Origin of the sequence: Enterobacter genomosp. O (assembly GCF_001022965.1) — a bacterium.
GTDB classification, from domain to species: Bacteria; Pseudomonadota; Gammaproteobacteria; order Enterobacterales; family Enterobacteriaceae; genus Enterobacter; species Enterobacter cloacae_L.
In genome coordinates this window covers 1-26,239 of record NZ_LECZ01000002.1, presented here as the reverse complement: position 1 = coordinate 26,239, position 26,239 = coordinate 1, and the positions used below count along the sequence as shown (strand labels likewise).

46 protein-coding genes and 1 pseudogene are annotated in these 26,239 nt (G+C 50.7%); 7 read left to right on the top strand and 40 right to left on the bottom strand.

Features of this window, described 5'->3' with window-relative positions; genetic code table 11:
• The first annotated feature begins 307 nt into the window (after positions 1-307).
• On the top strand, positions 308-862 hold the full coding sequence (locus ABR39_RS00280; protein WP_047345332.1) for a gamma carbonic anhydrase family protein: 555 nt from the start codon (positions 308-310) through the stop codon (positions 860-862).
• Here the strand turns inward: ABR39_RS00280 and ABR39_RS00275 are convergent.
• From ABR39_RS00275 to dprA, 6 genes are read right to left on the bottom strand one after another with little or no spacing between them, the layout of a single operon-like run.
• Positions 838-1,086 (bottom strand): DUF1488 domain-containing protein, encoded by a 249-nt coding sequence (locus tag ABR39_RS00275; protein WP_047345331.1) that lies wholly within the window; start codon positions 1,084-1,086, stop codon positions 838-840. The two genes, ABR39_RS00280 and ABR39_RS00275, sit on opposite strands and share 25 nt — an antisense overlap.
• The gene (gene aroE / locus ABR39_RS00270) at positions 1,083-1,901 is read right to left on the bottom strand and encodes a shikimate dehydrogenase (RefSeq protein WP_047345330.1); all 819 of its coding nucleotides are present in this window, start codon (positions 1,899-1,901) and stop codon (positions 1,083-1,085) included. The genes ABR39_RS00275 and aroE overlap by 4 nt, the downstream gene beginning before the upstream one ends.
• Positions 1,902-1,905: 4 nt before the next feature.
• Positions 1,906-2,478: an L-threonylcarbamoyladenylate synthase type 1 TsaC gene (tsaC, locus tag ABR39_RS00265; protein WP_047345334.1), complete on the bottom strand. Its 573-nt coding sequence runs from the start codon at positions 2,476-2,478 to the stop codon at positions 1,906-1,908.
• Positions 2,471-3,025, bottom strand: coding sequence for a DNA topoisomerase family protein (locus tag ABR39_RS24010; RefSeq protein WP_048339009.1), 555 nt, complete (start codon positions 3,023-3,025; stop codon positions 2,471-2,473). Before ABR39_RS24010 ends, tsaC begins: the two co-directional genes overlap by 8 nt.
• A 26-nt stretch (positions 3,026-3,051) precedes the next feature.
• Positions 3,052-3,525 (bottom strand): DUF494 family protein Smg, encoded by a 474-nt coding sequence (gene smg, locus ABR39_RS00255; protein ID WP_008503477.1) that lies wholly within the window; start codon positions 3,523-3,525, stop codon positions 3,052-3,054.
• Entirely contained in the window at positions 3,497-4,621 is a 1,125-nt protein-coding gene (gene dprA, locus ABR39_RS00250) for a DNA-protecting protein DprA (RefSeq protein ID WP_047345328.1), read from the bottom strand. Before dprA ends, smg begins: the two co-directional genes overlap by 29 nt.
• A gap of 127 nt (positions 4,622-4,748) precedes the next feature.
• Between dprA and def the strand changes: the two genes are divergently transcribed.
• From def to mscL, 5 genes are all read left to right on the top strand, one after another.
• A complete protein-coding gene (def, locus tag ABR39_RS00245; protein ID WP_008503479.1) occupies positions 4,749-5,258 on the top strand; it encodes a peptide deformylase in 510 nt (169 codons plus the stop codon).
• A gap of 25 nt (positions 5,259-5,283) precedes the next feature.
• Positions 5,284-6,231: a methionyl-tRNA formyltransferase gene (gene fmt, locus ABR39_RS00240; RefSeq protein WP_047345327.1), complete on the top strand. Its 948-nt coding sequence runs from the start codon at positions 5,284-5,286 to the stop codon at positions 6,229-6,231.
• Between the two features lie 52 nt (positions 6,232-6,283).
• On the top strand, positions 6,284-7,570 hold the full coding sequence (gene rsmB / locus ABR39_RS00235) for a 16S rRNA (cytosine(967)-C(5))-methyltransferase RsmB (protein ID WP_047345333.1): 1,287 nt from the start codon (positions 6,284-6,286) through the stop codon (positions 7,568-7,570).
• Between the two features lie 22 nt (positions 7,571-7,592).
• Positions 7,593-8,969, top strand: a complete 1,377-nt coding sequence (trkA, locus tag ABR39_RS00230; protein WP_047345326.1) for a Trk system potassium transporter TrkA — start codon at positions 7,593-7,595, stop codon at positions 8,967-8,969.
• A gap of 146 nt (positions 8,970-9,115) precedes the next feature.
• Positions 9,116-9,526, top strand: coding sequence for a large-conductance mechanosensitive channel protein MscL (gene mscL, locus ABR39_RS00225; RefSeq protein ID WP_028014631.1), 411 nt, complete (start codon positions 9,116-9,118; stop codon positions 9,524-9,526).
• Here mscL and ABR39_RS00220 read toward each other — a convergent pair whose 3' ends face one another.
• The 31 genes from ABR39_RS00220 to rpsJ all read right to left on the bottom strand — a co-directional run bounded on the left by ABR39_RS00220 (position 9,527) and on the right by rpsJ (position 24,356).
• Positions 9,527-9,742 (bottom strand): alternative ribosome-rescue factor A, encoded by a 216-nt coding sequence (locus tag ABR39_RS00220; RefSeq protein ID WP_047345325.1) that lies wholly within the window; start codon positions 9,740-9,742, stop codon positions 9,527-9,529.
• Positions 9,743-9,799: 57 nt separating this feature from the next.
• On the bottom strand, positions 9,800-10,225 hold the full coding sequence (gene zntR, locus ABR39_RS00215) for a Zn(2+)-responsive transcriptional regulator (RefSeq protein WP_047345324.1): 426 nt from the start codon (positions 10,223-10,225) through the stop codon (positions 9,800-9,802).
• Between the two features lie 2 nt (positions 10,226-10,227).
• Positions 10,228-10,596, bottom strand: coding sequence for a DUF1992 domain-containing protein (locus ABR39_RS00210; RefSeq protein WP_047345323.1), 369 nt, complete (start codon positions 10,594-10,596; stop codon positions 10,228-10,230).
• Between the two features lie 107 nt (positions 10,597-10,703).
• Complete coding sequence (gene rplQ / locus ABR39_RS00205) at positions 10,704-11,087, bottom strand: 50S ribosomal protein L17 (protein ID WP_001216368.1); 384 nt, start codon at positions 11,085-11,087, stop codon at positions 10,704-10,706.
• Between the two features lie 40 nt (positions 11,088-11,127).
• Positions 11,128-12,117 (bottom strand): DNA-directed RNA polymerase subunit alpha, encoded by a 990-nt coding sequence (locus ABR39_RS00200; protein ID WP_002919219.1) that lies wholly within the window; start codon positions 12,115-12,117, stop codon positions 11,128-11,130.
• 25 nt (positions 12,118-12,142) lie between these two features.
• Positions 12,143-12,763 (bottom strand): 30S ribosomal protein S4, encoded by a 621-nt coding sequence (gene rpsD / locus ABR39_RS00195; RefSeq protein WP_004868345.1) that lies wholly within the window; start codon positions 12,761-12,763, stop codon positions 12,143-12,145.
• Positions 12,764-12,795: 32 nt separating this feature from the next.
• Positions 12,796-13,185 (bottom strand): 30S ribosomal protein S11, encoded by a 390-nt coding sequence (rpsK, locus tag ABR39_RS00190; RefSeq protein ID WP_003863312.1) that lies wholly within the window; start codon positions 13,183-13,185, stop codon positions 12,796-12,798.
• 16 nt (positions 13,186-13,201) lie between these two features.
• A complete protein-coding gene (gene rpsM / locus ABR39_RS00185; RefSeq protein ID WP_003863308.1) occupies positions 13,202-13,558 on the bottom strand; it encodes a 30S ribosomal protein S13 in 357 nt (118 codons plus the stop codon).
• Between the two features lie 146 nt (positions 13,559-13,704).
• On the bottom strand, positions 13,705-13,821 hold the full coding sequence (gene rpmJ / locus ABR39_RS24005) for a 50S ribosomal protein L36 (RefSeq protein ID WP_000868187.1): 117 nt from the start codon (positions 13,819-13,821) through the stop codon (positions 13,705-13,707).
• Between the two features lie 31 nt (positions 13,822-13,852).
• Positions 13,853-15,184: a preprotein translocase subunit SecY gene (gene secY, locus ABR39_RS00180; RefSeq protein WP_003863305.1), complete on the bottom strand. Its 1,332-nt coding sequence runs from the start codon at positions 15,182-15,184 to the stop codon at positions 13,853-13,855.
• Positions 15,185-15,191: 7 nt separating this feature from the next.
• Positions 15,192-15,626, bottom strand: a complete 435-nt coding sequence (gene rplO, locus ABR39_RS00175) for a 50S ribosomal protein L15 (RefSeq protein WP_003863304.1) — start codon at positions 15,624-15,626, stop codon at positions 15,192-15,194.
• Positions 15,627-15,629: 3 nt separating this feature from the next.
• Positions 15,630-15,809, bottom strand: coding sequence for a 50S ribosomal protein L30 (rpmD, locus tag ABR39_RS00170; protein WP_003863301.1), 180 nt, complete (start codon positions 15,807-15,809; stop codon positions 15,630-15,632).
• Between the two features lie 6 nt (positions 15,810-15,815).
• Positions 15,816-16,316 (bottom strand): 30S ribosomal protein S5, encoded by a 501-nt coding sequence (gene rpsE, locus ABR39_RS00165; protein WP_003863299.1) that lies wholly within the window; start codon positions 16,314-16,316, stop codon positions 15,816-15,818.
• A 14-nt stretch (positions 16,317-16,330) separates the two neighbouring features.
• Positions 16,331-16,684, bottom strand: coding sequence for a 50S ribosomal protein L18 (rplR, locus tag ABR39_RS00160; protein ID WP_003863297.1), 354 nt, complete (start codon positions 16,682-16,684; stop codon positions 16,331-16,333).
• 9 nt (positions 16,685-16,693) lie between these two features.
• Entirely contained in the window at positions 16,694-17,227 is a 534-nt protein-coding gene (gene rplF / locus ABR39_RS00155; RefSeq protein WP_003863296.1) for a 50S ribosomal protein L6, read from the bottom strand.
• A gap of 12 nt (positions 17,228-17,239) precedes the next feature.
• Positions 17,240-17,632: a 30S ribosomal protein S8 gene (gene rpsH, locus ABR39_RS00150; RefSeq protein ID WP_006178918.1), complete on the bottom strand. Its 393-nt coding sequence runs from the start codon at positions 17,630-17,632 to the stop codon at positions 17,240-17,242.
• A gap of 30 nt (positions 17,633-17,662) precedes the next feature.
• A complete protein-coding gene (gene rpsN, locus ABR39_RS00145) occupies positions 17,663-17,968 on the bottom strand; it encodes a 30S ribosomal protein S14 (RefSeq protein ID WP_003863291.1) in 306 nt (101 codons plus the stop codon).
• 14 nt (positions 17,969-17,982) lie between these two features.
• Positions 17,983-18,522, bottom strand: coding sequence for a 50S ribosomal protein L5 (rplE, locus tag ABR39_RS00140; RefSeq protein WP_001096206.1), 540 nt, complete (start codon positions 18,520-18,522; stop codon positions 17,983-17,985).
• A gap of 14 nt (positions 18,523-18,536) precedes the next feature.
• Positions 18,537-18,851: a 50S ribosomal protein L24 gene (gene rplX / locus ABR39_RS00135; RefSeq protein ID WP_003863287.1), complete on the bottom strand. Its 315-nt coding sequence runs from the start codon at positions 18,849-18,851 to the stop codon at positions 18,537-18,539.
• A gap of 10 nt (positions 18,852-18,861) precedes the next feature.
• Positions 18,862-19,233 (bottom strand): 50S ribosomal protein L14, encoded by a 372-nt coding sequence (gene rplN, locus ABR39_RS00130; protein WP_002919748.1) that lies wholly within the window; start codon positions 19,231-19,233, stop codon positions 18,862-18,864.
• A 166-nt stretch (positions 19,234-19,399) separates the two neighbouring features.
• Positions 19,400-19,654: a 30S ribosomal protein S17 gene (rpsQ, locus tag ABR39_RS00125; RefSeq protein WP_008503489.1), complete on the bottom strand. Its 255-nt coding sequence runs from the start codon at positions 19,652-19,654 to the stop codon at positions 19,400-19,402.
• The gene (gene rpmC, locus ABR39_RS00120; protein WP_003863282.1) at positions 19,654-19,845 is read right to left on the bottom strand and encodes a 50S ribosomal protein L29; all 192 of its coding nucleotides are present in this window, start codon (positions 19,843-19,845) and stop codon (positions 19,654-19,656) included. The genes rpsQ and rpmC overlap by 1 nt, the downstream gene beginning before the upstream one ends.
• On the bottom strand, positions 19,845-20,255 hold the full coding sequence (gene rplP, locus ABR39_RS00115) for a 50S ribosomal protein L16 (protein WP_002919759.1): 411 nt from the start codon (positions 20,253-20,255) through the stop codon (positions 19,845-19,847). Before rplP ends, rpmC begins: the two co-directional genes overlap by 1 nt.
• A gap of 12 nt (positions 20,256-20,267) precedes the next feature.
• Positions 20,268-20,969, bottom strand: a complete 702-nt coding sequence (rpsC, locus tag ABR39_RS00110) for a 30S ribosomal protein S3 (RefSeq protein WP_000529945.1) — start codon at positions 20,967-20,969, stop codon at positions 20,268-20,270.
• Between the two features lie 17 nt (positions 20,970-20,986).
• A complete protein-coding gene (rplV, locus tag ABR39_RS00105) occupies positions 20,987-21,319 on the bottom strand; it encodes a 50S ribosomal protein L22 (RefSeq protein ID WP_002919773.1) in 333 nt (110 codons plus the stop codon).
• Positions 21,320-21,333: 14 nt separating this feature from the next.
• Entirely contained in the window at positions 21,334-21,612 is a 279-nt protein-coding gene (gene rpsS, locus ABR39_RS00100) for a 30S ribosomal protein S19 (RefSeq protein WP_001138117.1), read from the bottom strand.
• Between the two features lie 16 nt (positions 21,613-21,628).
• The gene (gene rplB, locus ABR39_RS00095) at positions 21,629-22,450 is read right to left on the bottom strand and encodes a 50S ribosomal protein L2 (protein WP_000301859.1); all 822 of its coding nucleotides are present in this window, start codon (positions 22,448-22,450) and stop codon (positions 21,629-21,631) included.
• A 17-nt stretch (positions 22,451-22,467) separates the two neighbouring features.
• The gene (gene rplW / locus ABR39_RS00090; protein WP_000617546.1) at positions 22,468-22,770 is read right to left on the bottom strand and encodes a 50S ribosomal protein L23; all 303 of its coding nucleotides are present in this window, start codon (positions 22,768-22,770) and stop codon (positions 22,468-22,470) included.
• Positions 22,767-23,372: a 50S ribosomal protein L4 gene (gene rplD, locus ABR39_RS00085; protein WP_003031119.1), complete on the bottom strand. Its 606-nt coding sequence runs from the start codon at positions 23,370-23,372 to the stop codon at positions 22,767-22,769. The genes rplW and rplD overlap by 4 nt, the downstream gene beginning before the upstream one ends.
• Positions 23,373-23,382: 10 nt before the next feature.
• On the bottom strand, positions 23,383-24,012 hold the full coding sequence (rplC, locus tag ABR39_RS00080) for a 50S ribosomal protein L3 (RefSeq protein WP_006178923.1): 630 nt from the start codon (positions 24,010-24,012) through the stop codon (positions 23,383-23,385).
• Between the two features lie 32 nt (positions 24,013-24,044).
• A complete protein-coding gene (gene rpsJ / locus ABR39_RS00075; protein ID WP_001181005.1) occupies positions 24,045-24,356 on the bottom strand; it encodes a 30S ribosomal protein S10 in 312 nt (103 codons plus the stop codon).
• A gap of 380 nt (positions 24,357-24,736) precedes the next feature.
• On the opposite strand from rpsJ, the gene ABR39_RS00070 reads away from it, so the two are divergent.
• A complete protein-coding gene (locus ABR39_RS00070) occupies positions 24,737-25,210 on the top strand; it encodes a prepilin peptidase (RefSeq protein WP_047345322.1) in 474 nt (157 codons plus the stop codon).
• Here ABR39_RS00070 and bfr read toward each other — a convergent pair.
• The 3 genes and pseudogenes from bfr to tuf form a co-directional block, all read right to left on the bottom strand.
• On the bottom strand, positions 25,194-25,670 hold the full coding sequence (bfr, locus tag ABR39_RS00065; protein WP_029740634.1) for a bacterioferritin: 477 nt from the start codon (positions 25,668-25,670) through the stop codon (positions 25,194-25,196). The two genes, ABR39_RS00070 and bfr, sit on opposite strands and share 17 nt — an antisense overlap.
• A 72-nt stretch (positions 25,671-25,742) precedes the next feature.
• A complete protein-coding gene (gene bfd, locus ABR39_RS00060) occupies positions 25,743-25,937 on the bottom strand; it encodes a bacterioferritin-associated ferredoxin (RefSeq protein WP_008503493.1) in 195 nt (64 codons plus the stop codon).
• A gap of 179 nt (positions 25,938-26,116) precedes the next feature.
• Positions 26,117-26,239 (bottom strand): annotated as a pseudogene (gene tuf / locus ABR39_RS24455) (elongation factor Tu); the annotation flags it as partial.

Genomic DNA, 26,239 nt, shown 5'->3' with positions numbered 1-26,239 from the left:
ACCGTTGCGAGGTGGCGTATATTACGCTTTCCTCTTTCAGAGTCAACCCGTTATTTCAGGATTTTTTCTCTTCAACCTACCGGGTTGTTTGTGAAGTGATTCACATCCGCCGTGTCGATGGAGGCGCATTATAGGGATCCCAATTTTTAGCACAAGTATTTTTTAGATCTTTTTTTCCGACTGCTGATTTTCCGCGCTTTTCGCTGAAATCCCACCCGATTTGCTTAAATATTGACGTATTTTGTCTTGCCTCGATCCAATAATATGATCACAGTCTTCTGTATAGCGCTCATCATTAGAGGTAGATATGCCCGCAGTATTACGTCCTTATAAAGATCTGTTCCCCCAAAAAGGCGATCGCGTGATGATCGATGCCAGCAGCGTGGTGATTGGTGATGTCCGAATGGCCGATGACGTCAGTATCTGGCCGCTCGTCGCCATCAGGGGAGATGTTAACTATGTGTCGATTGGCGCACGTACGAATATTCAGGACGGTAGCGTTCTGCATGTCACCCACAAATCCTCTTATAACCCGGAAGGTAATCCACTCATCATTGGAGAAGATGTTACCGTCGGCCATAAAGTGATGCTTCACGGCTGCACTATCGGAAACCGGGTACTCGTTGGCATGGGGTCGATTTTGCTGGATGGCGTCATAGTAGAACATGACGTCATGATTGGTGCCGGTAGCCTTGTCCCGCAAAACAAAAGACTCGAGAGCGGTTATCTCTATCTGGGAAGCCCGGTAAAACAGATCCGCCCCCTGAAGGAGGCAGAGATCGAAGGATTAAAATACTCAGCGAACAACTACGTTAAATGGAAGAATGACTATTTGGATCAGGACAACCAAACCCAGCCCTGATCGTCCTCCTGCTGTTCACGGATTAAATCGCTGGCTTCCTCTTCCAGATCCCAGCGATTTTCACAAAATACCGCTATCGGATCAGAGCCGCCAAAACGGCGTAACAGCGTTTCCCCCAAAATGGCACAGGTAAGTTGCATACCCTGTACCAGCACCGGGAAACAGACCGCTTGTTTACTCTCATCCCAGCTCTCTCTGTCCGGGAAGTGTATAGCCTGATTCACGCCGAAAGCTCCTGCTTTAACTTTTCAATGACCGGCTCGACTGCAGGCAACACGCCATGCCAGAGCAGCACCGCATGCGCAGCCTGTCCCACCAGCATCCCCAGTCCATCCGCTACATGCTTCGCGCCGTGTTGTTCACACCAGCTCAGGAAAGGGGTCTTCCCTTTCTGATAAAACATGTCATAGAAGTACATATGAGCGTTTACCAACGAAGCGGGGATTGCCGGGCTCTCACCATTTATGCCGCTGGACGTGGCATTGATGACAAGATCGAATTCACGATTCTCAAGATCATCAAGTGCTACCGCACTGACGCTACCGGTATGTGCAAACAACGCCGCCAGCGCTTCTGCCCGGGAAAAAGTTCTGTTGGTAATGGTTACCGCACAGTCCAGCGAAAGCAGAGGCAAAAGGACTCCCCGCGATGCGCCACCCGCACCAATCAGCAGGACCCGGAATCCGGGCTTGATAAAGGAGAGCCTTTCCAGATCGCTAAGTAGACCAATTCCGTCGGTGTTATCACCCAGAAGACGGCCATCCTCAAGCCGTTTTAAGGTATTTACTGCACCAGCAAGTGAAGCGCGCTCGGTCAGCTCATCCGCACGCTCGAAAGCTTCCTCTTTAAAAGGAACCGTCACATTCGCGCCTTTACCGCCCGCGGCGAAAAAGGCCTCCAGCGTTGCAATAAATGCATCCACCGGTGCCAGTACACGACCATAGGGATGATTTATCTGCAGCTGCTCCGCAAAGTACTGATGGATCAACGGTGATTTGCTGTGCGCAATTGGATTACCAAAAACAGCATAGGTTTCCATGAGATTACCCCTGGCGAAAACGTTCGCCGGTCAAAGCGTCACGAATTTCGGACGGATTCTGGCGCCCTCCCGTTTCACCGACAGCGACAGGGAAGTCATTTCCGAACTGCGCCAGCACCTCATCGGTTGTGCGACAAGGCGGCAACCCTGTCAGGTTGGCGCTGGTTGAAACCAGCGGTTTGCCATATGCCAGGCAAAGCTCTACCACCAGCGGATGGTCAGTTACGCGAACCGCAAGTGAATCAAAGCGTCCGGTTAACCAGCGTGGCGTTGTCGGCTGCGCCGGGAAGACGAAGGTCACTGGACCAGGCCACGCGGAGAAGATCGTCTCGCGCTGCGCAGGCGTCAGCATAGAGTCATCAATATAGGGTTTAAGCTGCTCATAATTCGCAGCGATCAAAATCAGCCCTTTCTCAACGGGTCTTTGTTTTAAGGTAAGCAGGCGGCTCACGGCCGCCTCGCTGTCGGGATCGCAACCGACCCCAAAAACAGCTTCAGTTGGATAGGCGATGACTTCTTCGTTTTTCAGGACATCCACCAAATGCGCAATGGAGCCTGATTGCAGGTTATTATTCACTGTTTTGATCCGCCAAAACTGGCTTTCCACATTGTTTACTGGCACAGAAGCGTTTCATACCTTGCGCCGTTTTCTTCTCGATAAGTAGCGGATAATTGCAATGGGTGCAGACGCCCGCTACCGGTTTGAAATTGATAACGAACTGGCATTCAGGGTAGCGATCGCAGGAATGAAAGGTCTTACCAAAACGAGAGCGACGCTGTACCAGTTGTCCGCGTTGGCATTGAGGACAGGCAATAGCCGTTTCATCAGGCTTATCAATTTGTTCCGTATGTTCACATTCCGGATAACGGCTACATCCAATAAACATGCCGAAACGTCCCTGGCGCAGCGCTAATTCGCCACCGCAGAGAGGGCAAAGCTGCCCCTCCAGAATTTTAACGATATGTCCATCCGCCTGGCTTTTCAGGGGACGAACATAATCACATTCCGGATAGTGTGAACAACCGAGAAACGGACCGTGTTTCCCGGACCGAATAACAAGTTCAGCCCCGCACTGCGGGCAGGGCTCGTTTTTATGCACCGTGAATAGTGCTGATTTGGCCATAACAACTCTTGGTGCTGCACATTGAATTAATGCAGCATACCTTCATTCACTTCAAAGAGTAATTCTTCCATTTGCTGATAGGCATTTTCACAGCCCGGGATATTAAACAGAACCATCAGGATCACCCACTTGAGATCTTCCAGCTCAAATTCTGCAGTATCCAGCGCCATGACGCGCTCTATCACCATTTCTCTCGTTTCGAGGTTTAGCACCTGAATCTGCTCAAGGAATAAAATGAACCCCCGGCAGCTGGCGTCCAGCCTTTCACACTCTTCAGCGGTATAAATGCGTACTGACAATGGGTCAGAAGCAAGCTGCATCGGTTCGGCGAGGCCTTCCTGATAATCAGCCAGTTTTTCCAGCCACATCAACGCATTATAGATATCTTCCCGCTCAAACCCCGCATCGGTAAGATCCTGTGTCAATTTGTCCTGATCCACTCGCATTTCTGCTTCGTTATGGATGTAAGTCTCAAACAAATACATCAGTACGTCGAACATGGCATGCCCTCCTTAATCGGACATAGCCGCCGGGTACAGCTGCGATCCACCCTGCTAACTCCAGTTCGAGTAGCTGTGCTACCGTTACTGGCACAGGTTGGCCGGCACGTTCAGCGACAACGTCAACAGGTGTTACCTCATCTCCTACGTTAGCCAGGAGCTTGGGAAATGGCAATGCCACCTTTCCCTGATCTGATGAATAATGTCGCTTTTCGGGATCTTCCTGCAGCCATTGCAGCCCATATTGCAAATTTTCAAGTATGTCCCCGGCTTCCGTTACCGGTGTCGCCCCCTGCTTAATCAGCCAGTGCGGCCCCTCGCATCCGGGGTTACCTATCGGGCCGGGCAAGGCAAAAATCTCTCGCCCCTGTTCGAGCGCGCATCGCGCCGTGACCAGTGAACCGCTTCGCCGCGCCGCTTCAACCACCAGCACGCCCTGGCTCAGACCGCTGATAATTCGATTACGACGGGGAAAGTTTGCTGGCCTGGGCTGTGCGGAAAGAGGAAACTCAGACACTATCGCGCCGTCAGACTCGATAATCCGCATCGCCAATGCCTGATGTCGACGGGGATAAATGCTAAACAGTCCGTTTCCCAGCACCGCGACACTTCGCCCTTTTACTGACAGCGCCGCGCTGTGGGCAACGCCGTCAATACCGCAGGCCAGCCCGCTGGTAATCGTAAAACCACTTTGCGAAAGTTGTTCGCAGAGAATCTTTCCCCATCGCTCGCCGTACCATGACGGCGCACGGCTACCGACGACCGCCAGCTGGGCCGTATTGAGTGTCTCAAGGTTACCTTTTATGAATAACGCCCCGGGATAATCAGGAATCGCGCGGAGTAAAGGGGGGTAAAGCAGATGGTTAGCCGTCAATAAATGATTTCCCGGCTGCTCAAGCCATATCAGGCTACGCTCCAGCTCACTTTCATCTGGAGCAAAGAACCGTTCAGTCTGCTTTACCGTCAACCCGGCGTTTCTGACGACAAGAGCATCGATGCGTTCCAGCTTCTGCAATTGTGCAGCCGCTTTGAGCATTACATCACCATACAGAGAACCTGTGTGTATTAGCCGTAGCCATATCTCGGTAGACGTCATCCTTTCCCCTGCCATAAGCGGCCTGCGCAATCATTGCGATTGGTCACTGATGCTGTCAATCGATGGGGGTTTTGTCTAGAATAGAGAGAGTATTCTTATCAACTCCTGAACACGACTCTGGAAATTTATGGCAGTTTTGCAAGTGTTACATATTCCGGACGAGCGCCTTCGCATCGTCGCTGAACCGGTCAAAGAAGTGAATGCAGAAATCCAGCGTATCGTTGATGATATGTTCGATACCATGTACGCCGAAGAAGGCATTGGCCTGGCGGCAACGCAGGTGGACATTCACAAACGTATTATCGTGATCGATGTTTCTGAAAATCGCGATGGCCGACTGGTGCTGATCAACCCTGAGTTGCTCGAAAAGAGTGGCGAAACCGGGATTGAGGAAGGCTGTCTGTCCATTCCTGAACAGCGTGCTTTAGTGCCGCGTGCCGAAAAAGTGAAAATTCGCGCCCTGGATCGCGACGGTAATCCGTTCGAACTGGAAGCAGACGACCTGCTGGCGATTTGTATTCAGCATGAGATGGATCACCTGGTCGGTAAACTGTTTATCGATTATCTTTCACCGCTGAAACAGCAGCGTATTCGTCAGAAAGTAGAGAAACTGGATCGTTTGCGTTCTCGCGCATAACGTCCCCCCGGATACAAGGATCATCGTGTCTAAAACACTACGTATTATCTTCGCGGGAACCCCTGATTTTGCAGCGCGTCATCTTGACGCGCTGTTATCTTCTGGTCACCAGATTGTTGGCGTCTTTACCCAGCCGGACCGTCCGGCTGGCCGCGGTAAAAAACTGATGCCTAGCCCGGTAAAGGTGTTGGCAGAAGAGCATGGTTTACCCGTTTTCCAGCCCGCATCGTTACGGCCACAGGAAAATCAGCAGCTTGTTGCTGACCTGAATGCCGATGTGATGGTGGTGGTGGCTTATGGTTTAATTCTGCCAAAAGCTGTGCTTGATATGCCTCGCCTGGGTTGCATCAACGTGCATGGGTCTCTGCTCCCGCGCTGGCGTGGTGCAGCACCTATCCAGCGCTCTCTGTGGGCAGGTGATGCTGAAACAGGCGTTACCATCATGAAGATGGATGTAGGTTTAGACACCGGCGATATGCTGTATAAACTGGCCTGCCCCATTACGTCAGACGACACCAGCGCCACGCTGTATGACAAACTGGCAGAACTTGGCCCGCAAGGACTCATCGAGACGCTCCAGCAGCTTGCTGACAATACGGCGAAACCTGAAGTTCAGGATGATGCGCTGGTGACTTATGCCGAAAAACTGAGTAAAGAAGAAGCGAGGATCGACTGGTCCCTGTCAGCCGCTCAACTTGAGCGCTGCATTCGCGCCTTTAATCCGTGGCCGATGAGCTGGATGGAGATTGATGGGCAGCCAGTGAAGATCTGGAAGGCCTCCGTCATTAGCGGTAATACCACAGCCGAACCCGGTACGATTATAGATGCCAGCAAGAACGGTATTCAGGTGGCGACTGCGGAAGGGATCCTGAATCTTGAATCGCTACAACCGGCCGGTAAGAAAGCCATGAGCGCTCAGGATCTGTTAAATTCCCGTCGTGAATGGTTTATCCCGGGCAATCGTCTTGCCTGAACAAATTTATTCTTAAGGCCCGGTGTTTCCGGGCATTTTTATTTTTACGGTTATGAAAAAACAAAATCTACGCAGTATGGCGGCTCAGGCCGTTGAGCAGGTTATCGAGCAGGGCCAGTCATTGAGTAACGTCCTGCCTCCACTGCAACAAAAAGTATCTGATAAAGACAAAGCCCTGCTTCAGGAGCTTTGTTTTGGCGTCCTGCGCACACTCTCTCAGCTTGAGTGGTTGATTAATAAGCTGATGTCACGCCCAATGACAGGCAAGCAGCGCACCGTACATTATTTGATTATGGTGGGTTTTTATCAGCTTCTTCATACCCGCATCCCTCCTCATGCCGCGCTGGCAGAGACAGTGGAAGGTGCCGTTGCGATTAAACGCCCTCAGCTGAAAGGGTTGATCAACGGTGTGCTGCGTCAGTTCCAGCGACAACAGGAAGAGCTTCTGGCTGAATTTGCCCAAAGCGAAACACGTTTCCTGCACCCGGACTGGCTGTTGAAGCGCCTGAAAAAAGCCTGGCCACAGCAGTGGCAAAATATTGCCGAAGCCAATAATCAACGTCCACCGATGTGGTTACGCGTGAATCGTAATCATCATTCTCGCGATGCCTGGATGGCCTTGCTTGAAGAGGCTGGAATGAGCGGCTTCACCCATGATGCATACCCTGATGCCGTACGTTTAGCATCGCCTGCACCGGTACATGCATTACCCGGTTTTGATGAAGGCTGGGTAACCGTACAGGATGCCTCTGCCCAGGGTTGCATGACCTGGCTTGAACCTAAAAACGGTGAGCAGATCCTCGATCTGTGCGCCGCGCCAGGTGGCAAAACAACGCATATTCTTGAAGTGGCTCCCCAGGCCAGCGTGATGGCGGTGGACGTTGATGAACAACGCCTGTCACGCGTCTACGACAACCTTAAGCGTCTGGGCATGAAGGCACAGGTTAAGCAAGGCGATGGACGCAAACCCGCAGAATGGTGTGGTGAAACACAGTTCGACCGCATTTTGCTGGATGCCCCCTGCTCTGCAACCGGTGTTATTCGTCGTCATCCGGATATCAAGTGGCTACGCCGCGATCGTGATATTAAGGAACTTGCCCAACTGCAGTCCGACATTCTCGACGCCATTTGGCCGCACCTTAAACCAGGCGGAACGCTGGTCTATGCAACCTGCTCCATACTTCCGGAAGAGAACAGCCTGCAAATCGCGTCCTTCCTTAAACGTACCCCGGACGCGGCACTGCGCGATACGGGAACACCTGAATCCCCGGGTCAGCAGAACCTGCCGGGGGCAGAAGAGGGTGATGGCTTCTTTTACGCTAAGCTAATCAAAGAGTGATGTTGAGAACAGGTCACGAGATATGAAGATTATCATTCTGGGTGCAGGACAGGTTGGCGGAACGCTGGCGGAAAACCTGGTTGGCGAAAACAACGACATTACAATTGTTGATACCAACGGCGATCGCCTGCGCGTTTTACAGGATAAATTTGATCTGCGCGTTGTGCAGGGCCATGGTTCGCACCCACGCGTTCTTCGTGAAGCGGGCGCAGACGATGCCGACATGCTGGTCGCGGTGACAAGTTCTGACGAAACCAATATGGTGGCCTGTCAGGTGGCCTACTCGCTTTTCAACACACCAAACCGAATCGCACGCATTCGCTCTCCGGACTATGTCCGCGATGCAGAGAAACTGTTTAATTCAGAAGCGGTCCCTATTGATCATCTCATAGCGCCAGAACAGCTGGTTATCGACAGTATCTATCGCCTGATCGAATATCCGGGCGCCCTGCAGGTGGTGAATTTTGCCGAAGGTAAAGTGAGCCTGGCAGTCGTTAAGGCCTATTACGGTGGGCCATTGATCGGCAATGCGCTTTCCACGATGCGTGAGCACATGCCGCATATCGATACGCGCGTCGCGGCCATCTTCCGTCACGACAGGCCCATTCGCCCGCAAGGCTCCACCATTGTCGAAGCAGGTGATGAGGTCTTCTTTATTGCAGCGTCACAGCATATCCGTGCAGTGATGAGTGAACTTCAGCGTCTCGAAAAACCCTATAAGCGCATTATGCTGGTCGGCGGCGGCAATATTGGGGCAGGTCTGGCGCATCGGCTGGAAAAAGATTACAGCGTGAAGTTGATCGAGCGCGATCAGCAGCGTGCTGCTGAACTGGCGGAAAAACTGCAAAATACGATCGTATTTTATGGCGATGCGTCAGATCAGGAATTGCTGGCTGAGGAGCATATTGATCAAGTAGATCTTTTTATTGCTGTCACCAACGACGACGAGGCGAATATTATGTCCGCCATGCTCGCCAAGCGTATGGGAGCAAAGAAGGTCATGGTGCTTATCCAGCGCAAGGCGTATGTCGATCTGGTCCAGGGCAGCGTTATTGATATTGCCATTTCGCCTCAGCAGGCGACGATTTCCGCCCTTCTGAGCCATGTCCGGAAAGCAGATATTGTCGGTGTATCATCGCTTCGACGCGGTGTTGCGGAAGCTATTGAAGCTGTTGCTCACGGGGATGAAACCACTTCGCGCGTTGTGGGCCGTTCGATCGACGAAATTAAGCTGCCACCTGGTACAATTATCGGCGCTGTTGTGCGCGGAAATGACGTCATGATTGCCAATGATAATTTACGTATTGAGCAGGGCGATCACGTTATTATGTTCCTAACCGATAAAAAATTTATTACCGACGTTGAACGTTTATTCCAGCCAAGTCCATTCTTCCTTTAATGTGTCGGGTGCCTGAAAAAGCGCACCCGAACTTTATCCTTTTCATTTCTGTGCCTTTTATTTTTCATAGCGTTTAATTATCCCGAATGGCAATTGGCTAATCATTTGTTAAACTTATAGTCGTCAGCTGGCACAAGGAGAGAAAAATGAGTTTTATTAAAGAATTCCGCGAATTTGCGATGCGCGGGAACGTTGTTGATTTGGCTGTGGGTGTCATTATTGGTGCGGCATTCGGCAAGATTGTTTCATCATTAGTCGCCGACATTATCATGCCACCTTTAGGGTTGTTAATTGGGGGTATTGATTTTAAACAATTCGCCTTCACGCTGCGTGAAGCACAGGGTGATATCCCGGCAGTCGTGATGCACTACGGCGTATTTATTCAGAACGTGTTTGATTTCGTGATTGTGGCGTTTGCCATTTTTATGGCTATCAAGCTGATCAACAGGCTCAACCGTAAAAAAGAAGAGCCGGCTGCGGCACCTGCACCAACAAAAGAAGAAGTGCTGCTGAGTGAGATTCGCGATCTGTTAAAAGAGCAGAACAACCGCGTATAATCAACAGCTTAAAGCAGGAAGGCCAGTGGTAAATAAGCGATTCGCTTGTTTGCCACTGGCCTCCCAGTTACCCCGTTTTTCATGCTTGTCTTTACGTAGATAACTTCCTTTCCCTTTTTTATTCTTCTCAACGCGCTGTCTAAATAACGGGTCGTGAAGTAATGCCTCAATGGCATTGTCCTTAATTTGTCCTTTCGTGTGCTGATAGCGGCTCATAATTTCTCCTGAGCATGGTTTTTGACGACGGAAGTCTAGACCCGGTTGGGCTAAAGATCAATAGCTCCTGGTTTCTCCGCTGGCCCCCTGCTCTAATGCTTCCAGAATTGAACAATAAATACTGCTGTGGGCCGTACCGCAGCAGGCATCATTCAGCCTTTGCAGAGAGCGCTGCATGGTTTGCAGCTCCTGAATGCGCGCTTCAACTTCATCAAGCCGAGCCTGCACAATACCTTTAGATTCCTGACAGGTATGATGTTCCGGATCGATGCGGATCGATAACAACTCGCGGATCGAGTCCAGCGTAAAACCGAGCTGCCGCGCATAACGAATAAACCGCAGACGCTGAAGATCGTTATCGGTATAGAGGCGGAAGCCACCTTCAGTGCGAACTTCATGATCGATCATCTGCTGCTTTTCGTAATATCGGATGGTATCCGGCGTGACGTTCGCGAGCTTCGCAAGTTCACCGATACGGTACATAACTATTCCTCGTTTATTTTCTGTATCAATCTTTCACTGTATTGCCCGTGCAGAAAATCAGTGTTCATTCCTGCCTGGCGCAGCTTGAGTTCAAGCAGGACGAGCCGGCGACTAAGTTCAGCATGTCGAGGATCGTCCTGACGGACCCCTTTGAGAAGATCGGCCAGTTCAACAGCCTCTCTTCGCTGTTCGAGTTCCGGAGGGAGACAGCCGGAATTTTTCAGTAAACGGTATCCAGCCCGTAATTCCGGTGCGATGTGCGAGTCATCGTCAAGCACAAGGGGCTCGCCGCTTCCCGGAAGATCGTCGAACTCACCTTTCTTTTGGGCATCGCGAATATGGCGTTCTGCCCACTGGTCGAGCAACCACATTACCGGCTCCTGGGGATGAACAGAATTGATACAGACATTGTAGAGAAGTGGGGGTATCGCGGATATAAAAAAACCCGCCGAAGCGGGTTTTTTTACGTTACTGCAGATTACTCTGCAGCAGCTTCTGCTTTCTCTGAACGATCAACCAGCTCGATGTAAGCCATCGGCGCGTTGTCGCCTGCACGGAAACCACACTTCAGAATGCGAGTGTAACCACCGGCACGGCTCGCGAAACGCGGGCCCAGTTCGTTAAACAGTTTTGCCACGATCTCGTTATCACGAGTACGGGCGAATGCCAGACGACGATTAGCAACGCTGTCAGTCTTGGCAAGAGTAATCAGCGGCTCAACTACGCGACGCAGCTCTTTCGCTTTAGGCAGGGTCGTCTTGATGATCTCATGACGAACCAGTGAACCTGCCATGTTGCGGAACATAGCCTGGCGATGGCTGCTGTTGCGGTTCAGTTGACGACCACTCTTACGATGGCGCATGACCTTATCCTTCTCAGTAAAACCTTAACCTGTGATCCGGTTACTCGTCAGCAATGCTTGCTGGTGGCCAGTTTTCCAGGCGCATGCCCAGAGACAGACCACGTGAAGCCAGCACGTCTTTAATCTCAGTAAGAGATTTTTTACCCAGGTTCGGCGTTTTCAGCAACTCAACCTCGGTACGCTGTACCAGATCACCGATATAGTGGATAGCTTCTGCCTTGAGGCAGTTAGCAGAGCGGACAGTCAATTCGAGATCGTCAACAGGGCGCAGCAGGATCGGATCGAATTCTGGTTTCTCTTCTTTCACTTCCGGCTGACGTACATCACGTAAGTCAACGAAAGCTTCCAGTTGTTCTGCCAGGATGGTTGCCGCACGACGAATCGCCTCTTCAGGATCGATTGTGCCGTTGGTTTCCATTTCGATGACCAGCTTGTCCAGGTCGGTACGCTGTTCTACACGCGCTGCTTCAACATTGTAGGCAATACGCTCTACAGGGCTATAGCATGCGTCGACCAGCAGACGGCCGATTGGGCGCTCATCTTCTTCCGAATGAATTCGGGCAGAAGCCGGCACATAACCACGACCGCGCTGAACTTTGATACGCATGCTAATAGCTGCGTTCTCATCGGTCAGGTGGCAGATCACGTGCTGCGGCTTGACGATTTCAACATCACCGTCGTGGGTGATGTCGGCTGCAGTCACAGGGCCAATGCCAGATTTATTCAGAGTAAGAATAACTTCATCTTTACCCTGAACTCTCACCGCCAGCCCTTTCAGGTTGAGCAGGATTTCAAGGATATCTTCCTGAACGCCTTCTTTGGTGCTGTACTCATGAAGTACACCATCAATCTCAACCTCGGTCACCGCGCAACCCGGCATCGATGAGAGCAGAATACGGCGCAGTGCGTTACCCAGAGTATGGCCAAAGCCACGCTCTAAAGGCTCAAGGGTCACCTTGGCGTGCGTCGAACTCACTTGCTCGATATCTACCAGGCGCGGTTTTAGAAACTCTGTCACAGAACCCTGCATTGTGTCCTCTCTTTGGTACTAAGCTTTACTTGGAGTAAAGCTCGACGATCAGGTGTTCGTTAATGTCCGCAGACAGATCAGAACGTTCTGGCTGACGCTTGAACGTACCTTCCATCTTGCCAGCATCAACTTCCAGCCAGGTTGGCTTTTCACGCTGCTCAGCCAGCTCCAGAGCGGCCTTCACGCGAGATTGCTTTTTCGCTTTCTCACGAATGCTAACAACGTCATTCGCTTTAACCTGATAAGAAGCGATGTTAACAACACGACCGTTTACCATGATTGCTTTGTGGCTAACCAGCTGACGTGATTCAGCACGAGTAGCGCCGAAGCCCATACGGTATACAACGTTGTCCAGACGACCTTCCAGCAGAGCCAGCAGGTTTTCACCTGTGTTGCCTTTCAGACGTGCTGCTTCTTTATAGTAGTTACGGAACTGACGCTCCAGCACACCGTACATACGGCGAACTTTTTGCTTTTCACGCAACTGCACACCATAGTCAGACAGACGCGGTTTACGCGCACCGTGCTGGCCAGGAGCTTGTTCAATTTTACACTTGGTATCGATCGCGCGAACGCCAGACTTAAGGAATAAGTCGGTGCCCTCACGACGGCTCAGCTTGAGCTTAGGACCCAAATATCTTGCCATTTTCTATCTCCAACTAACCTAAAAAACGAGCGTTATACGCGACGTTTTTTCGGCGGACGACAACCGTTATGAGGGATCGGAGTCACATCAGTAATATTCGTGATGCGGAAACCAGCGGCGTTCAGAGCGCGAACAGTAGATTCACGACCCGGACCCGGACCTTTAACCATAACTTCCAGATTCTTGATGCCGTATTCTTTTACGGCTTCAGCGCAACGCTCTGCTGCAACCTGAGCTGCGAACGGAGTGGATTTGCGAGAACCACGGAAACCGGAACCACCGGCTGTTGCCCAACCCAATGCGTTACCCTGACGATCAGTAATAGTAACGATGGTGTTGTTGAAAGAAGCATGGATATGAGCCACGCCGTCAGAGACTTGTTTTCTTACACGTTTACGTGCACGAACTGGTGCCTTTGCCATTATTCAATCACCCCGATTATTTCTTGATCGGTTTGCGCGGACCCTTACGGGTACGTGCGTTGGTCTTAGTACGCTGACCGCGCACTGGCAGACCACGACGATGACGCAAACCGCGATAGCAACCAAGATCCATCAGGCGCTTGATGCTCATGCTGATTTCACGGCGCAGATCACCTTCAACGACAAATTTGGCAACTTCGTCACGCAGCGTGTCGATTTGTTCTTCAGACAGCTCACTGATCTTAACATCTTCAGCGATACCCGCTGCAGCCAGAATGGCTTTAGAACGGGTCTTGCCGACGCCGTAGATCGAAGTTAATGCGATCACAGCATGTTTCTGATCAGGAATGTTAATGCCTGCTATACGGGCCACTATGCACTCCTACTATTTAATATGTACGCACCATGCTGAAAAGCCCGTTTTCAGGATACTCAAATGGAAACGTACAGACATACAAAAGATTGGCTGGCTAATCTAGCCAGCTCAACCCAACTTTGCAAGAAAAATATGCGAAATAATCAGCCTTGGCGCTGTTTATGCTTCGGCTCGGCACTGCAAATCACACGGATGACACCATCACGCTTAACGATTTTGCAGTTACGGCATAATTTCTTGACGGAAGCACGAACTTTCATTTTTACTCTCCGTAACTTCTCAGGCGACCATTTAGCGGCCGTAGCCTTTCAGGTTCGCCTTCTTCAATGCAGACTCATACTGACTGGACATCATCAGAGTTTGCACTTGAGCCATAAAGTCCATAATCACGACAACAACGATAAGCAGTGAGGTCCCACCGAAGTAGAACGGTACTTTCATTGCATCACGCATGAACTCCGGGATCAGGCAGATAAAAGTAATATAGAGCGCACCAACTAAAGTCAGGCGGGTCATTACTTTATCGATATACTTCGCCGTTTGCTCTCCCGGACGAATTCCTGGTACAAATGCACCGGACTTCTTCAGGTTATCTGCTGTTTCACGCGGGTTGAAGACCAACGCCGTGTAGAAGAAACAGAAGAAGATGATCGCAGACGCATAGAGTAACACATAAAGTGGTTGCCCAGGCTGCAAATACAGCGAAATTGTTGTCAGCCAGTTCCAACCAGTACCGCCCCCGAACCATGACGCGATGGTCGCCGGGAACAGAATAATACTGGAAGCGAAGATAGCCGGGATAACCCCCGCCATGTTCACTTTCAGCGGTAAATGTGTGCTCTGTGCAGCATAGACACGACGACCTTGCTGACGCTTAGCGTAGTTCACCACAATGCGGCGTTGACCACGTTCAACGAAGACAACAAAGAACGTCACTGCAAATACTAATACTGCAACCAACAGCAACAGGAGGAAGTGCAGGTCGCCTTGACGCGCTTGCTCGATAGTATGGGCGATGGCCGGCGGGAGACCCGCAACGATACCGGCGAAGATAATGATTGAGATACCGTTACCGATACCACGCTCAGTAATCTGTTCGCCGAGCCACATCAGGAACATTGTCCCTGTGACCAGACTAACAACAGCGGTGAAATAGAATGCAAAGCCTGGGTTTAAGACCAGGCCCTGCATACCAGGCATATTCGGAAGACCGGTAGCAATACCGATCGACTGGAATATTGCCAGCACCAGAGTACCGTAACGGGTGTACTGACTAATCTTACGACGTCCAGACTCCCCTTCTTTCTTCAACTCTGCCAGGGCCGGATGAACGACCGTCAGCAGCTGGATAATAATAGATGCCGAAATGTACGGCATAATACCCAATGCAAAGATAGAAGCACGGCTGAGAGCACCACCAGAGAACATGTTGAACATTTCAATGATGGTGCCTCGCTGTTGCTCAAGCAGTTTGGCAAGTACAGCGGCATCGATACCAGGGATCGGAATAAAAGAGCCAATACGGAACACAATCAGCGCGCCGATAACAAACAGCAGTCTGCGTTTCAGCTCGCCAAATCCACCTTTGGCACTTTGAAAATCTAATCCCGGTTGCTTAGCCATCTGCTACTTATTCCTCAATTTTACCGCCAGCAGCTTCGATAGCAGCACGAGCACCTTTAGTAACACGCAGGCCACGAACAGTTACCGGAGTAGAAACTTCACCAGCCAGGATCACTTTCGCGAACTCGATCTGGATACCGATAATGTTTGCTGCTTTCAGCGTGTTCAGGTCTACAACGCCGCCTTCAACTTTCGCCAGGTCAGACAGACGGATTTCCGCTGTGATCGCTGCTTTGCGAGAGGTGAAGCCGAACTTCGGCAGACGACGGTACAGTGGCATCTGGCCACCCTCGAAACCGCGACGTACGCCACCGCCAGAACGAGAGTTCTGACCTTTGTGACCACGACCACCGGTTTTGCCGAGGCCAGAACCGATACCACGACCCAGGCGTTTACCCGCCTTTTTAGAGCCTTCGGCCGGAGACAGAGTATTTAAACGCATCTCTTACTCCTCAACTTTAACCATGAAGTAAACCGCGTTGACCATACCACGAACAGCAGGAGTATCCTCGCGCTCAACGGTATGACCAATACGACGCAGACCCAGGCCAAGCAGCGTTGCCTTGTGTTTCGGCAGACGACCGATTGCACTGCGGGTTTGAGTGATTTTAATAGTCTTTGCCATGGTCAATTACCCCAGAATTTCTTCAACGGATTTACCACGCTTGGCAGCGACCATTTCTGGAGAATTCATATTTTCCAGGCCATCAATAGTTGCACGAACCACGTTAATCGGGTTGGTGGAACCATATGCTTTGGCCAGAACGTTATGAACCCCAGCAACTTCCAGAACGGCGCGCATTGCACCACCGGCGATGATACCGGTACCTTCTGAAGCTGGCTGCATGAATACACGAGAACCCGTGTGAACACCTTTAACTGGGTGCTGCAGGGTGCCGTTGTTCAGCGCGACGTTAATCATATTGCGACGGGCTTTTTCCATCGCTTTCTGGATCGCTGCTGGAACTTCACGCGCTTTACCGTAACCAAAACCAACGCGACCGTTACCATCACCAACTACAGTCAGAGCTGTGAAGGAGAAAATACGACCACCTTTAACGGTTTTAGATACGCGGTTTACCGCGATCAGCTTTTCCTGCAGTTCGCCAGCCTGTTTTTCGATGTGAGCCATCTTACACCTCTACCTTAGAACTGAAGGCCAGCTTCACGGGCAGCATCTGCCAGTGCCTGGACACGACCATGATATTGGAACCCGGAACGGTCAAAGGAAACATTGCTGATGCCTTTTTCCAGAGCGCGTTCAGCAACAGCTTTACCTACAGCTGCAGCGGCGTCTTTGTTACCGGTGTACTTCAATTGTTCTGAGATAGCTTTTTCTACAGTAGAAGCAGCTACCAGAACTTCAGAACCGTTCGGTGCAATTACCTGTGCGTAAATATGACGCGGGGTACGATGTACCACCAGGCGAGTTGCACCCAGCTCTTTGAGCTTGCGGCGTGCGCGGGTCGCACGACGGATACGAGCAGATTTCTTATCCATAGTGTTACCTTACTTCTTCTTAGCCTCTTTGGTACGCACGACTTCGTCGGCGTAACGAACACCCTTGCCTTTATAAGGCTCAGGACGACGGTAGGCGCGCAGATCTGCTGCAACCTGACCGATCAGCTGTTTATCAGCGCCTTTCAGCACGATTTCAGTTTGAGTCGGACATTCTGCAGTGATACCGGCCGGCAGCGGATGCTCAACAGGGTGTGAGAAGCCCAGAGACAGGCCTACTGCATTCCCTTTGATAGCTGCACGATAACCTACACCAACCAGCTGAAGCTTTTTAGTGAAGCCTTCGGTAACACCAACAACCATTGAGTTCAGCAGGGCACGCGCGGTACCAGCCTGAGCCCATCCATCCACGAAACCATCACGTGGACCGAAGGTCAGAGCGTTATCTGCATGTTTAACTTCAACAGCTTTGTTGAGGGTACGAGTCAGCTCGCCGTTTTTACCTTTGATCGTAATAACCTGACCGTCGATTTTTACATCAACGCCGGCAGGAATAACGACCGGTGCTTTAGCAACACGAGACATTCTTTCCTCCGATTAGGCTACGTAGCAGATAATTTCGCCACCAAGACCAGCCTGGCGCGCTGCACGATCAGTCATAACACCTTTAGAGGTAGAAACAACTGCGATACCAAGACCAGCCATAACTTTTGGCAGCTCATCTTTTTTCTTATAGATGCGCAGGCCTGGGCGGCTGACACGCTGAATGCTTTCTACAACAGCTTTACCCTGGAAATACTTGAGAGTAAGTTCCAGTTCCGGCTTGGTGTCGCCTTCAACTTTAAAATCTTCGATAAAACCTTCTTCCTTCAGCACGTTGGCAATTGCCACTTTCAGCTTGGCGGAAGGCATGGTGACCGCAACTTTGTTCGCGGCCTGACCGTTACGGATACGGGTCAGCATATCCGCGATCGGATCTTGCATGCTCATCTGTCTTTACTCCCGTGATTCAATTGGTAATTACCAGCTAGCCTTTTTCAAGCCTGGCACTTCACCGCGCATAGCGGCTTCACGCAGTTTGATACGGCTCAACCCAAACTTGCCCACATAACCATGTGGACGACCTGTTTGACGACAGCGGTTACGCTGACGAGACGGGCTGGAATCACGCGGCAGAGACTGCAGCTTGAGAACCGCATTCCAACGATCTTCGTCGGAAGCGTTCACATCAGAAATGATCGCTTTCAGTTCAGCGCGTTTAGCGAAGAATTTATCAGCTAAAGCTACGCGCTTTACTTCGCGTGCTTTCATTGATTGCTTAGCCATTCAGTAACCCTACCTTACTTGCGGAACGGGAAGTCAAAGGCAGCCAGCAGAGCACGGCCTTCTTCGTCAGATTTCGCAGTAGTGGTAATGGTAATATCCAAACCACGCACGCGGTCGACTTTATCGTAGTCGATTTCTGGGAAGATGATCTGCTCACGGACACCCATGCTGTAGTTACCACGACCGTCGAAAGACTTAGCGGACAAGCCACGGAAGTCACGGATACGTGGAACAGCAATAGTGATCAGACGCTCAAAGAACTCCCACATGCGTTCGCCACGCAGAGTTACTTTACAGCCGATCGGATAGCCCTGACGGATTTTGAAGCCTGCAACTGATTTGCGTGCTTTGGTGATCAGCGGTTTTTGACCGGAGATTGCTGTCAGGTCAGCTGCTGCGTTATCCAGCAGTTTCTTGTCAGCGATCGCTTCACCAACACCCATGTTCAGGGTGATCTTCTCGACCCGAGGGACTTGCATGACAGAATTGTAGTTAAACTCAGTCATGAGTTTGTTAACTACTTCGTCTTTGTAGTAATCATGCAGTTTCGCCATCGTACTACTCCAAATTACTTGATAGTTTCGCTGTTAGACTTGAAGAAACGGACTTTTTTGCCGTCTTCGAATCTAAAGCCTACACGGTCAGCCTTGCCGGTAGCCGCATTGAAGATTGCAACGTTAGAAACCTGAATAGCAGCTTCTTTTTCAACGATGCCGCCTGGTTGGTTCAGGGCCGGAACCGGCTTCTGATGTTTCTTAACCAGGTTGATACCTTCAACGACGAGTTTGCCGGAAGACAGAACATTTTTTACTTTACCGCGTTTACCTTTATCTTTACCGGTTAACACGATAACTTCGTCATCACGACGGATTTTCGCTGCCATGATTCGCTCCTTAGAGTACTTCTGGTGCCAGAGAGATAATTTTCATGAACTTCTCAGTACGAAGTTCACGAGTTACCGGCCCAAAGATACGCGTGCCGATAGGCTGCTCGCTGTTATTGTTTAAAATAACGCATGCATTACCATCGAAGCGAATGACAGAACCGTCAGGGCGACGAACACCCTTCTTGGTGCGCACCACTACCGCCTTCAGCACATCACCTTTTTTGACCTTACCACGTGGAATTGCTTCCTTGATGGTGATCTTGATGATGTCGCCTACGCCTGCGTAGCGACGGTGCGAGCCACCCAGAACCTTGATACACATTACGCGACGTGCACCGGAGTTGTCGGCGACGTTCAGCATAGTCTGTTCTTGGATCATTTTAGTGCTCCGCTAATGTCAACTACTACCTGAGACTCTAAAATCAGAGCCGTTAAAAAGCCCCATATCGAGGGCGCGGCATTATAACACCGCTTCTGCAATATGGGTAGAAAAAATAAACGGCTCATCGCTGAGCCGTTTATTCGTATTGAGAATGCGTACTGTATTACAGAACCGCTTTCTCTACAACGCGAACCAGCGTCCAGGACTTAGTCTTGGACAGTGGACGGCATTCACGGATTTCAACCTTGTCGCCGATACCACATTCGTTGTTCTCGTCATGTACGTGCAGTTTGGTCGTACGCTTGATGAATTTACCGTAGATCGGGTGTTTCACAATACGTTCGATAGCTACAACAATGGATTTCTCCATTTTGTCGCTAACAACACGACCTTGCAGAGTACGGATTTTATCGGTCATTACGCACCCGCCTTCTGAGTCAGTAAAGTCTTAACGCGTGCAACATTGCGACGCACTTGCTTCAGCAGGTGAGTCTGTTGCAGCTGGCCACTTGCAGCCTGCATACGCAGGTTGAACTGCTCACGCAGCAGGTTCAGCAGCTCAGCGTTCAGCTCTTCAACGCTTTTTTCACGCAGCTCTTTTGCTTTCATTACATCACCGTCTTAGTTACAAAGGTGGTTTTGATAGGCAGTTTCGCTGCTGCCAGGCCGAAGGCTTCACGGGCCAGCTCTTCCGGAACACCGTCCATTTCATAAAGGACTTTGCCCGGTTGGATCAAGGCAACCCAGTACTCCACGTTACCTTTACCTTTACCCATACGAACTTCCAGTGGCTTCTCGGTGATCGGTTTGTCCGGGAATACACGGATCCAGATCTTACCTTGACGCTTAACTGCACGGGTCATTGCACGACGTGCTGCTTCGATCTGACGTGCAGTCAGACGACCACGGCCAACAGCTTTCAGACCGAAAGTGCCGAAGCTAACATCCGTACCCTGCGCCAGACCACGGTTGCGGCCTTTGTGCACTTTACGGAATTTTGTACGCTTTGGTTGTAACATCAGCGACGCTCCTTATTTACGGCCTTTACGCTGCTGCTTTTTAGGTTGAGCAGCCGGTTTTTCCGGTTGTTCAACAGCAGCCATACCACCCAGGATCTCACCTTTGAAGATCCATACCTTAACGCCGATTACACCGTAAGTGGTGTGCGCTTCAGAGGTGTTGTAGTCAATGTCAGCACGCAGAGTGTGCAGCGGTACGCGACCTTCGCGGTACCATTCGGTACGTGCGATTTCCGCGCCGCCCAGACGGCCGCTAACTTCAACTTTGATACCTTTAGCGCCCAGACGCATTGCGTTCTGTACAGCACGCTTCATAGCACGGCGGAACATAACGCGACGTTCCAGCTGAGAAGTGATGCTGTCAGCAACCAATTTAGCGTCCAGTTCAGGCTTACGAACTTCAGCGATATTGATCTGTGCAGGAACGCCAGCGATATCCGCTACGACCTTGCGCAGTTTTTCTACGTCTTCGCCTTTCTTACCGATAACGATGCCAGGGCGAGCAGTGTGAATAGTCACACGGATGCTCTTAGCTGGACGCTCGATAACGATACGAGATACAGACGCTTTAGCCAGTTCCTTAGTCAGGTACTGACGTACTTTAAAATCGCTGTCCAGGTTGTCAGCGAATTCTTTGGTGTTCGCAAACCAGGTAGAGTTCCATGGTTTTACAATACCCAGGCGAATACCATTAGGATGTACTTTCTGACCCATTGCTAGTCTCCAGAGTCTCAGCGATCGGACACAACCACAGTAATGTGGCTGGTGCGCTTCAGGATGCGATCTGCACGACCTTTCGCACGCGGCATAATGCGCTTCATGCTTGGGCCTTCATCTACGAAAATTTTCGCGACTTTCAGATCGTCGATGTCAGCGCCATCGTTGTGTTCAGCGTTAGCAATGGCAGATTCCAGTACTTTCTTGACCAATACCGCAGCTTTCTTGTTGGTATAGGTCAGGATGTCCAGGGCCTGCGACACTTTCTTACCGCGAATCAGGTCAGCAACAAGGCGAACCTTCTGAGCAGAAGAACGAGCATGGCGATGTTGAGCTAAAGTTTCCATCTCTTCCTCCTACCTTATTTCTTCTTCGCTTTTTTATCAGCAGCGTGGCCGCGATAAGTACGAGTCGGTGCGAATTCACCCAGTTTGTGACCAACCATTTCGTCGGTAACAAAGACTGGAACGTGCTGACGACCATTATGGACAGCGATGGTCAAACCGATCATGTTAGGAAAGATCGTTGAACGACGGGACCAAGTGCGCAGGGGCTTCTTGTCTCCGCTTTCCACCGCTTTCTCTACCTTCTTCAGCAAGTGCAGGTCAATAAAAGGACCTTTCTTGAGAGAACGTGGCATGGCTTATCCTCTAAAATTATTTGCTACGGCGACGTACGATAAATTTATCAGTACGCTTGTTGCTGCGGGTCTTCTTACCTTTGGTCTGAACGCCCCACGGAGTTACCGGGTGCTTACCAAAGTTACGACCTTCACCACCACCATGTGGGTGATCGACTGGGTTCATCGCAGTACCGCGAACGGTAGGACGAACACCACGCCAGCGTGCAGCACCTGCTTTACCCAGAACGCGCAGCATATGCTCAGCATTGCCAACTTCGCCCAGAGTAGCGCGGCAGTCTGCTTCGACTTTACGCATTTCACCAGAACGCAGACGCAGGGTGACATAAGCACCGTCACGAGCAACGATCTGAACGTAAGTACCAGCGGAACGCGCCAGCTGACCGCCTTTACCTGGTTTCATTTCTACGTTATGAACGGTAGAACCAACCGGGATATTGCGCATCGGCAGGGTGTTGCCTGCTTTGATTGCAGCATCAACGCCAGACTGAATCTGGTCGCCAGCTTTCAGGCCTTTAGGGGCCAGGATGTAACGGCGTTCGCCGTCTTTGTACAGAACCAGCGCGATGTTCGCGGAACGGTTCGGATCGTACTCAAGACGTTCAACAACTGCTGGGATACCGTCTTTGTTGCGTTTGAAGTCAACAATACGATAAGCCTGCTTGTGGCCACCACCGATGTGACGAGTGGTGATACGGCCATTGTTGTTACGACCACCGGATTTGCTGTTTTTTTCCAGCAACGGAGCAAAAGGTTTGCCCTTGTGCAGCTCAGGGTTAACCACTTTAACTACGTGGCGACGACCCGGAGATGTCGGTTTACATTTAACAACTGCCATTGTATTACTCCTCCGACTTACTCAGCGCCGCCAACGAAGTCCAGATTCTGGCCTTCTTTCAGGGTGACGTAAGCTTTTTTCCAGTCGCTACGACGACCGATACGCTGTCCGTGACGTTTAACTTTCCCTTTAACAACCAGGGTGTTAACGACTTCGACTTCGACTTCAAACAGTTTCTGCACAGCAGCTTTGATCTCTGCTTTGGTCGCGTCTTTAGCAACTTTGAGAACGATGGTGTTTGTTTTTTCCATCGCAGTAGACGCTTTTTCAGAAACGTGCGGTGCGCGAAGCACCTTCAGCAGACGTTCTTCACGAATCATGCCAGCATCTCCTCAACTTGCTTAACAGCATCAGCAGTCATTACGACTTTGTCGAAGGCGATCAGGCTAACCGGGTCGATACCAGTCGCGTCGCGTACGTCAACCTTGTGCAGGTTACGTGCGGCCAGGAACAGGTTCTCGTCCAGCTCACCGGTGATGATCAGCACATCTTCCAGAGCCATGTCTTTCAGTTTCTGTGCCAGCAGCTTAGTTTTAGGCGCTTCTACAGAGAATGATTCGACAACGATCAGACGATCCTGACGTACCAGTTCGGACAGAATGCTTTTCAGCGCGCCGCGGTACATCTTTTTGTTAACTTTTTGACTGTGGTCCTGTGGACGCGCAGCGAAGGTCACGCCACCTGAACGCCAGATCGGGCTCTTGATAGAACCTGAACGCGCACGGCCGGTACCTTTCTGGCGCCATGGCTTTTTGCCAGAACCAGTTACTTCAGCACGAGTCTTCTGAGCACGAGTACCCTGACGAGCACCAGCTGCATAAGCAACAACAACCTGGTGAACCAGCGCTTCGTTGAAATCACGACCGAAGGTAGTTTCGGAAACAGTCAGCGCGCTCTGCGCGTCTTTCAATACTAATTCCATTGCTATCCCCTTACGCCTTCACAGCTGGTTTAACGATCAGGTCGCTACCGGTTGCACCCGGAACTGCACCTTTAACCAGCAGCAGGTTGCGCTCAGCGTCAACACGTACTACGTCCAGGCTCTGAACGGTCACACGTTCGTTACCCAGCTGACCTGCCATTTTCTTGCCTTTGAACACTTTGCCCGGAGTCTGGTTCTGACCGATAGAACCCGGAACACGGTGAGACAAGGAGTTACCGTGGGTAGCGTCCTGGGTACGGAAGTTCCAGCGCTTAACGGTACCAGCAAAACCTTTACCTTTAGAGGTACCGGTTACGTCAACTTTTTTAACGTCAGCAAACAGCTCAACGCTAATGTCCTGACCTACGGTGAACTCTTCGCCTTCAGCAAGACGGAATTCCCACAGACCACGGCCAGCTTCTACGCCAGCTTTAGCGAAGTGACCCGCTTCTGGTTTGGTTACACGGTTAGCTTTTTTAGCACCAGTGGTCACCTGAACAGCGCGGTAGCCATCGTTAGCCAGATCTTTAACCTGAGTAACGCGGTTTGCTTCAACTTCGATTACGGTTACTGGGATTGAAACGCCATCTTCAGTGAAGATGCGGGTCATGCCCACTTTTTTACCGACTAAACCAATCATTGTATCAACCTCTCAATCGCTCGATGACCTGATTAACCCAGGCTGATCTGCACGTCTACACCGGCAGCCAGATCCAGACGCATCAGAGCATCAACGGTTTTCTCAGTTGGCTCAACGATGTCAACCAGACGCTTGTGAGTGCGGATTTCGTACTGATCGCGCGCGTCTTTGTTGACGTGCGGGGAGATCAGAACGGTGAAGCGCTCTTTGCGGGTCGGCAGCGGGATCGGACCACGGACTTGCGCACCAGTGCGCTTAGCAGTCTCGACGATTTCCGCGGTTGATTGATCGATCAGACGATGATCAAACGCTTTAAGGCGGATACGGATTCTTTGGTTCTGCATGAGACCAGAGCTCCAATTATTTTATAAACGAAAATGATTACTCCTCAAACCCATTACGATTGATGGGAGAGTGTAACCGTTCTTACGTAGCTCCCCAATTGGGAGCATTGTTGAGTAACAAAATGAGCTACTCTGGTTCTGATTGAACCCGCCGTCAATTACGACAAGCCCGCGCATTATACGTAAATCTGGGCAAGACGCAAGTGCCGTTTAGAAATTAAGCGCCAGAGGCGCAGTATGCGTAAGGGCGCGCAACTTTTTACGCAATGTATCCCTTCCCAATGCTTTGTCTGGAGCCCCTACGCAATTGTCGTTTTTCTAGATTGCCGGCCAGGCCGATTATAACGAGTATGCGCTCAAACCCTTTTGAGGCCTTTTCCATGTTAACCACCCTCCCCTTTTTGCTGGTCTATTTTTCGCTGACGGCCTTTCTTGTCCGTGCAGATATTCGCTACGGACTACTTCCCGATAAATTTCTCTGCCCGCTGCTATGGACGGGCCTGCTCTTTCAGCTCTGTGTCCACCCTGATTTTTTGCCGAGTGCGGTAGTGGGTGCGATGGCTGGATATATCGGCTTTGCCATTATTTACTGGGGGTATCGGTTTATCTGCCGGCGTGAAGGGATGGGATATGGCGATGTAAAATACCTGGCGGCGCTTGGTGCGTGGCATGGCTGGTGCATGCTGCCCACGCTGGCGTTGCTCGCTGCGCTTATGGCGCTACTTAGCATTCTTGTGCTTTCGTTTCTCACCCCTGATAAGGGGGTATTAAAAAACCCACTGCCTTTTGGGCCATTTCTGGCAGCAGCGGGTTTATGCGTAGGCTGGAAGACGGTGGTTACTCTTCCACTTTAATCTGCGACTGAAGGTAGTTTTGCAGGCCGATTTTAGAAATCAGATCCAGCTCCGTTTCCAGCCAGTCAATGTGGCCTTCTTCATCGGCCAGGATCTGGATCATCATATCGCGGCTGACGTAGTCATGTACGCTGTCGGCATAGGCAATGGCTTCACGCAGATCTTTGGCGCCTTCAAGCTCCAGCCTAAGGTCGGAACGAAGCATCTCTTCGACATCTTCTCCGATGCCCAGCTTTCCGAGATCCTGCAGGTTAGGAATGCCTTCAAGGAATAAAATACGCTCGATATATTTATCAGCGTGTTTCATTTCATCAATCGACTCATGGTACTCAACGTCGTTTAAACGCTTAAGTCCCCAGTTTTTGAACATTCTTGCGTGAAGAAAGTACTGGTTGATTGCGACAAGCTCATTTCCCAATAATTTATTGAGATAACTTATGATTTTAACATCACCTTTCATTATATAGTCCCTCCGCTTCCACTCATTGAAGCGTAGAACGGGCTACAGGGATGTCAAAAAAAAGATAGGCGCTTACGCGATCTCTTTGTATTCCGGGATCTGCATCAATTCGTCCTGCATGATCTCTCGCGCAGCACGTACACATTTACCGCATTGATTTCCAACCGGAACAAACTTGCGAAGCTGCTGAAATGACTGCGGCTGAAACTGGCGAACGGCCTGACGTATTTTTTTGTCGCTTACACCATTACATAAACAAACGTACATAAAGACTCCCGTTCAAAATATGCGCAAAGTGTAAGTGAGAATGGTTATGATTACAATAGCACAAGCGTCGGAATACGGGGCGGGAGCGGGCAAAAAATGCGAAATTTTGTGACAGACTTTTAGCGGCAGAAAACAAAAAAGGACGCCGAAGCGTCCTTTTTTTATTCGGGGATAATTAATTAGCCCAGAACTTTAGCAACAACGCCCGCGCCAACGGTACGGCCGCCTTCACGGATTGCGAAACGCAGACCGTCGTCCATCGCGATTGGGTGGATCAGAGTCACAACCATCTTGATGTTGTC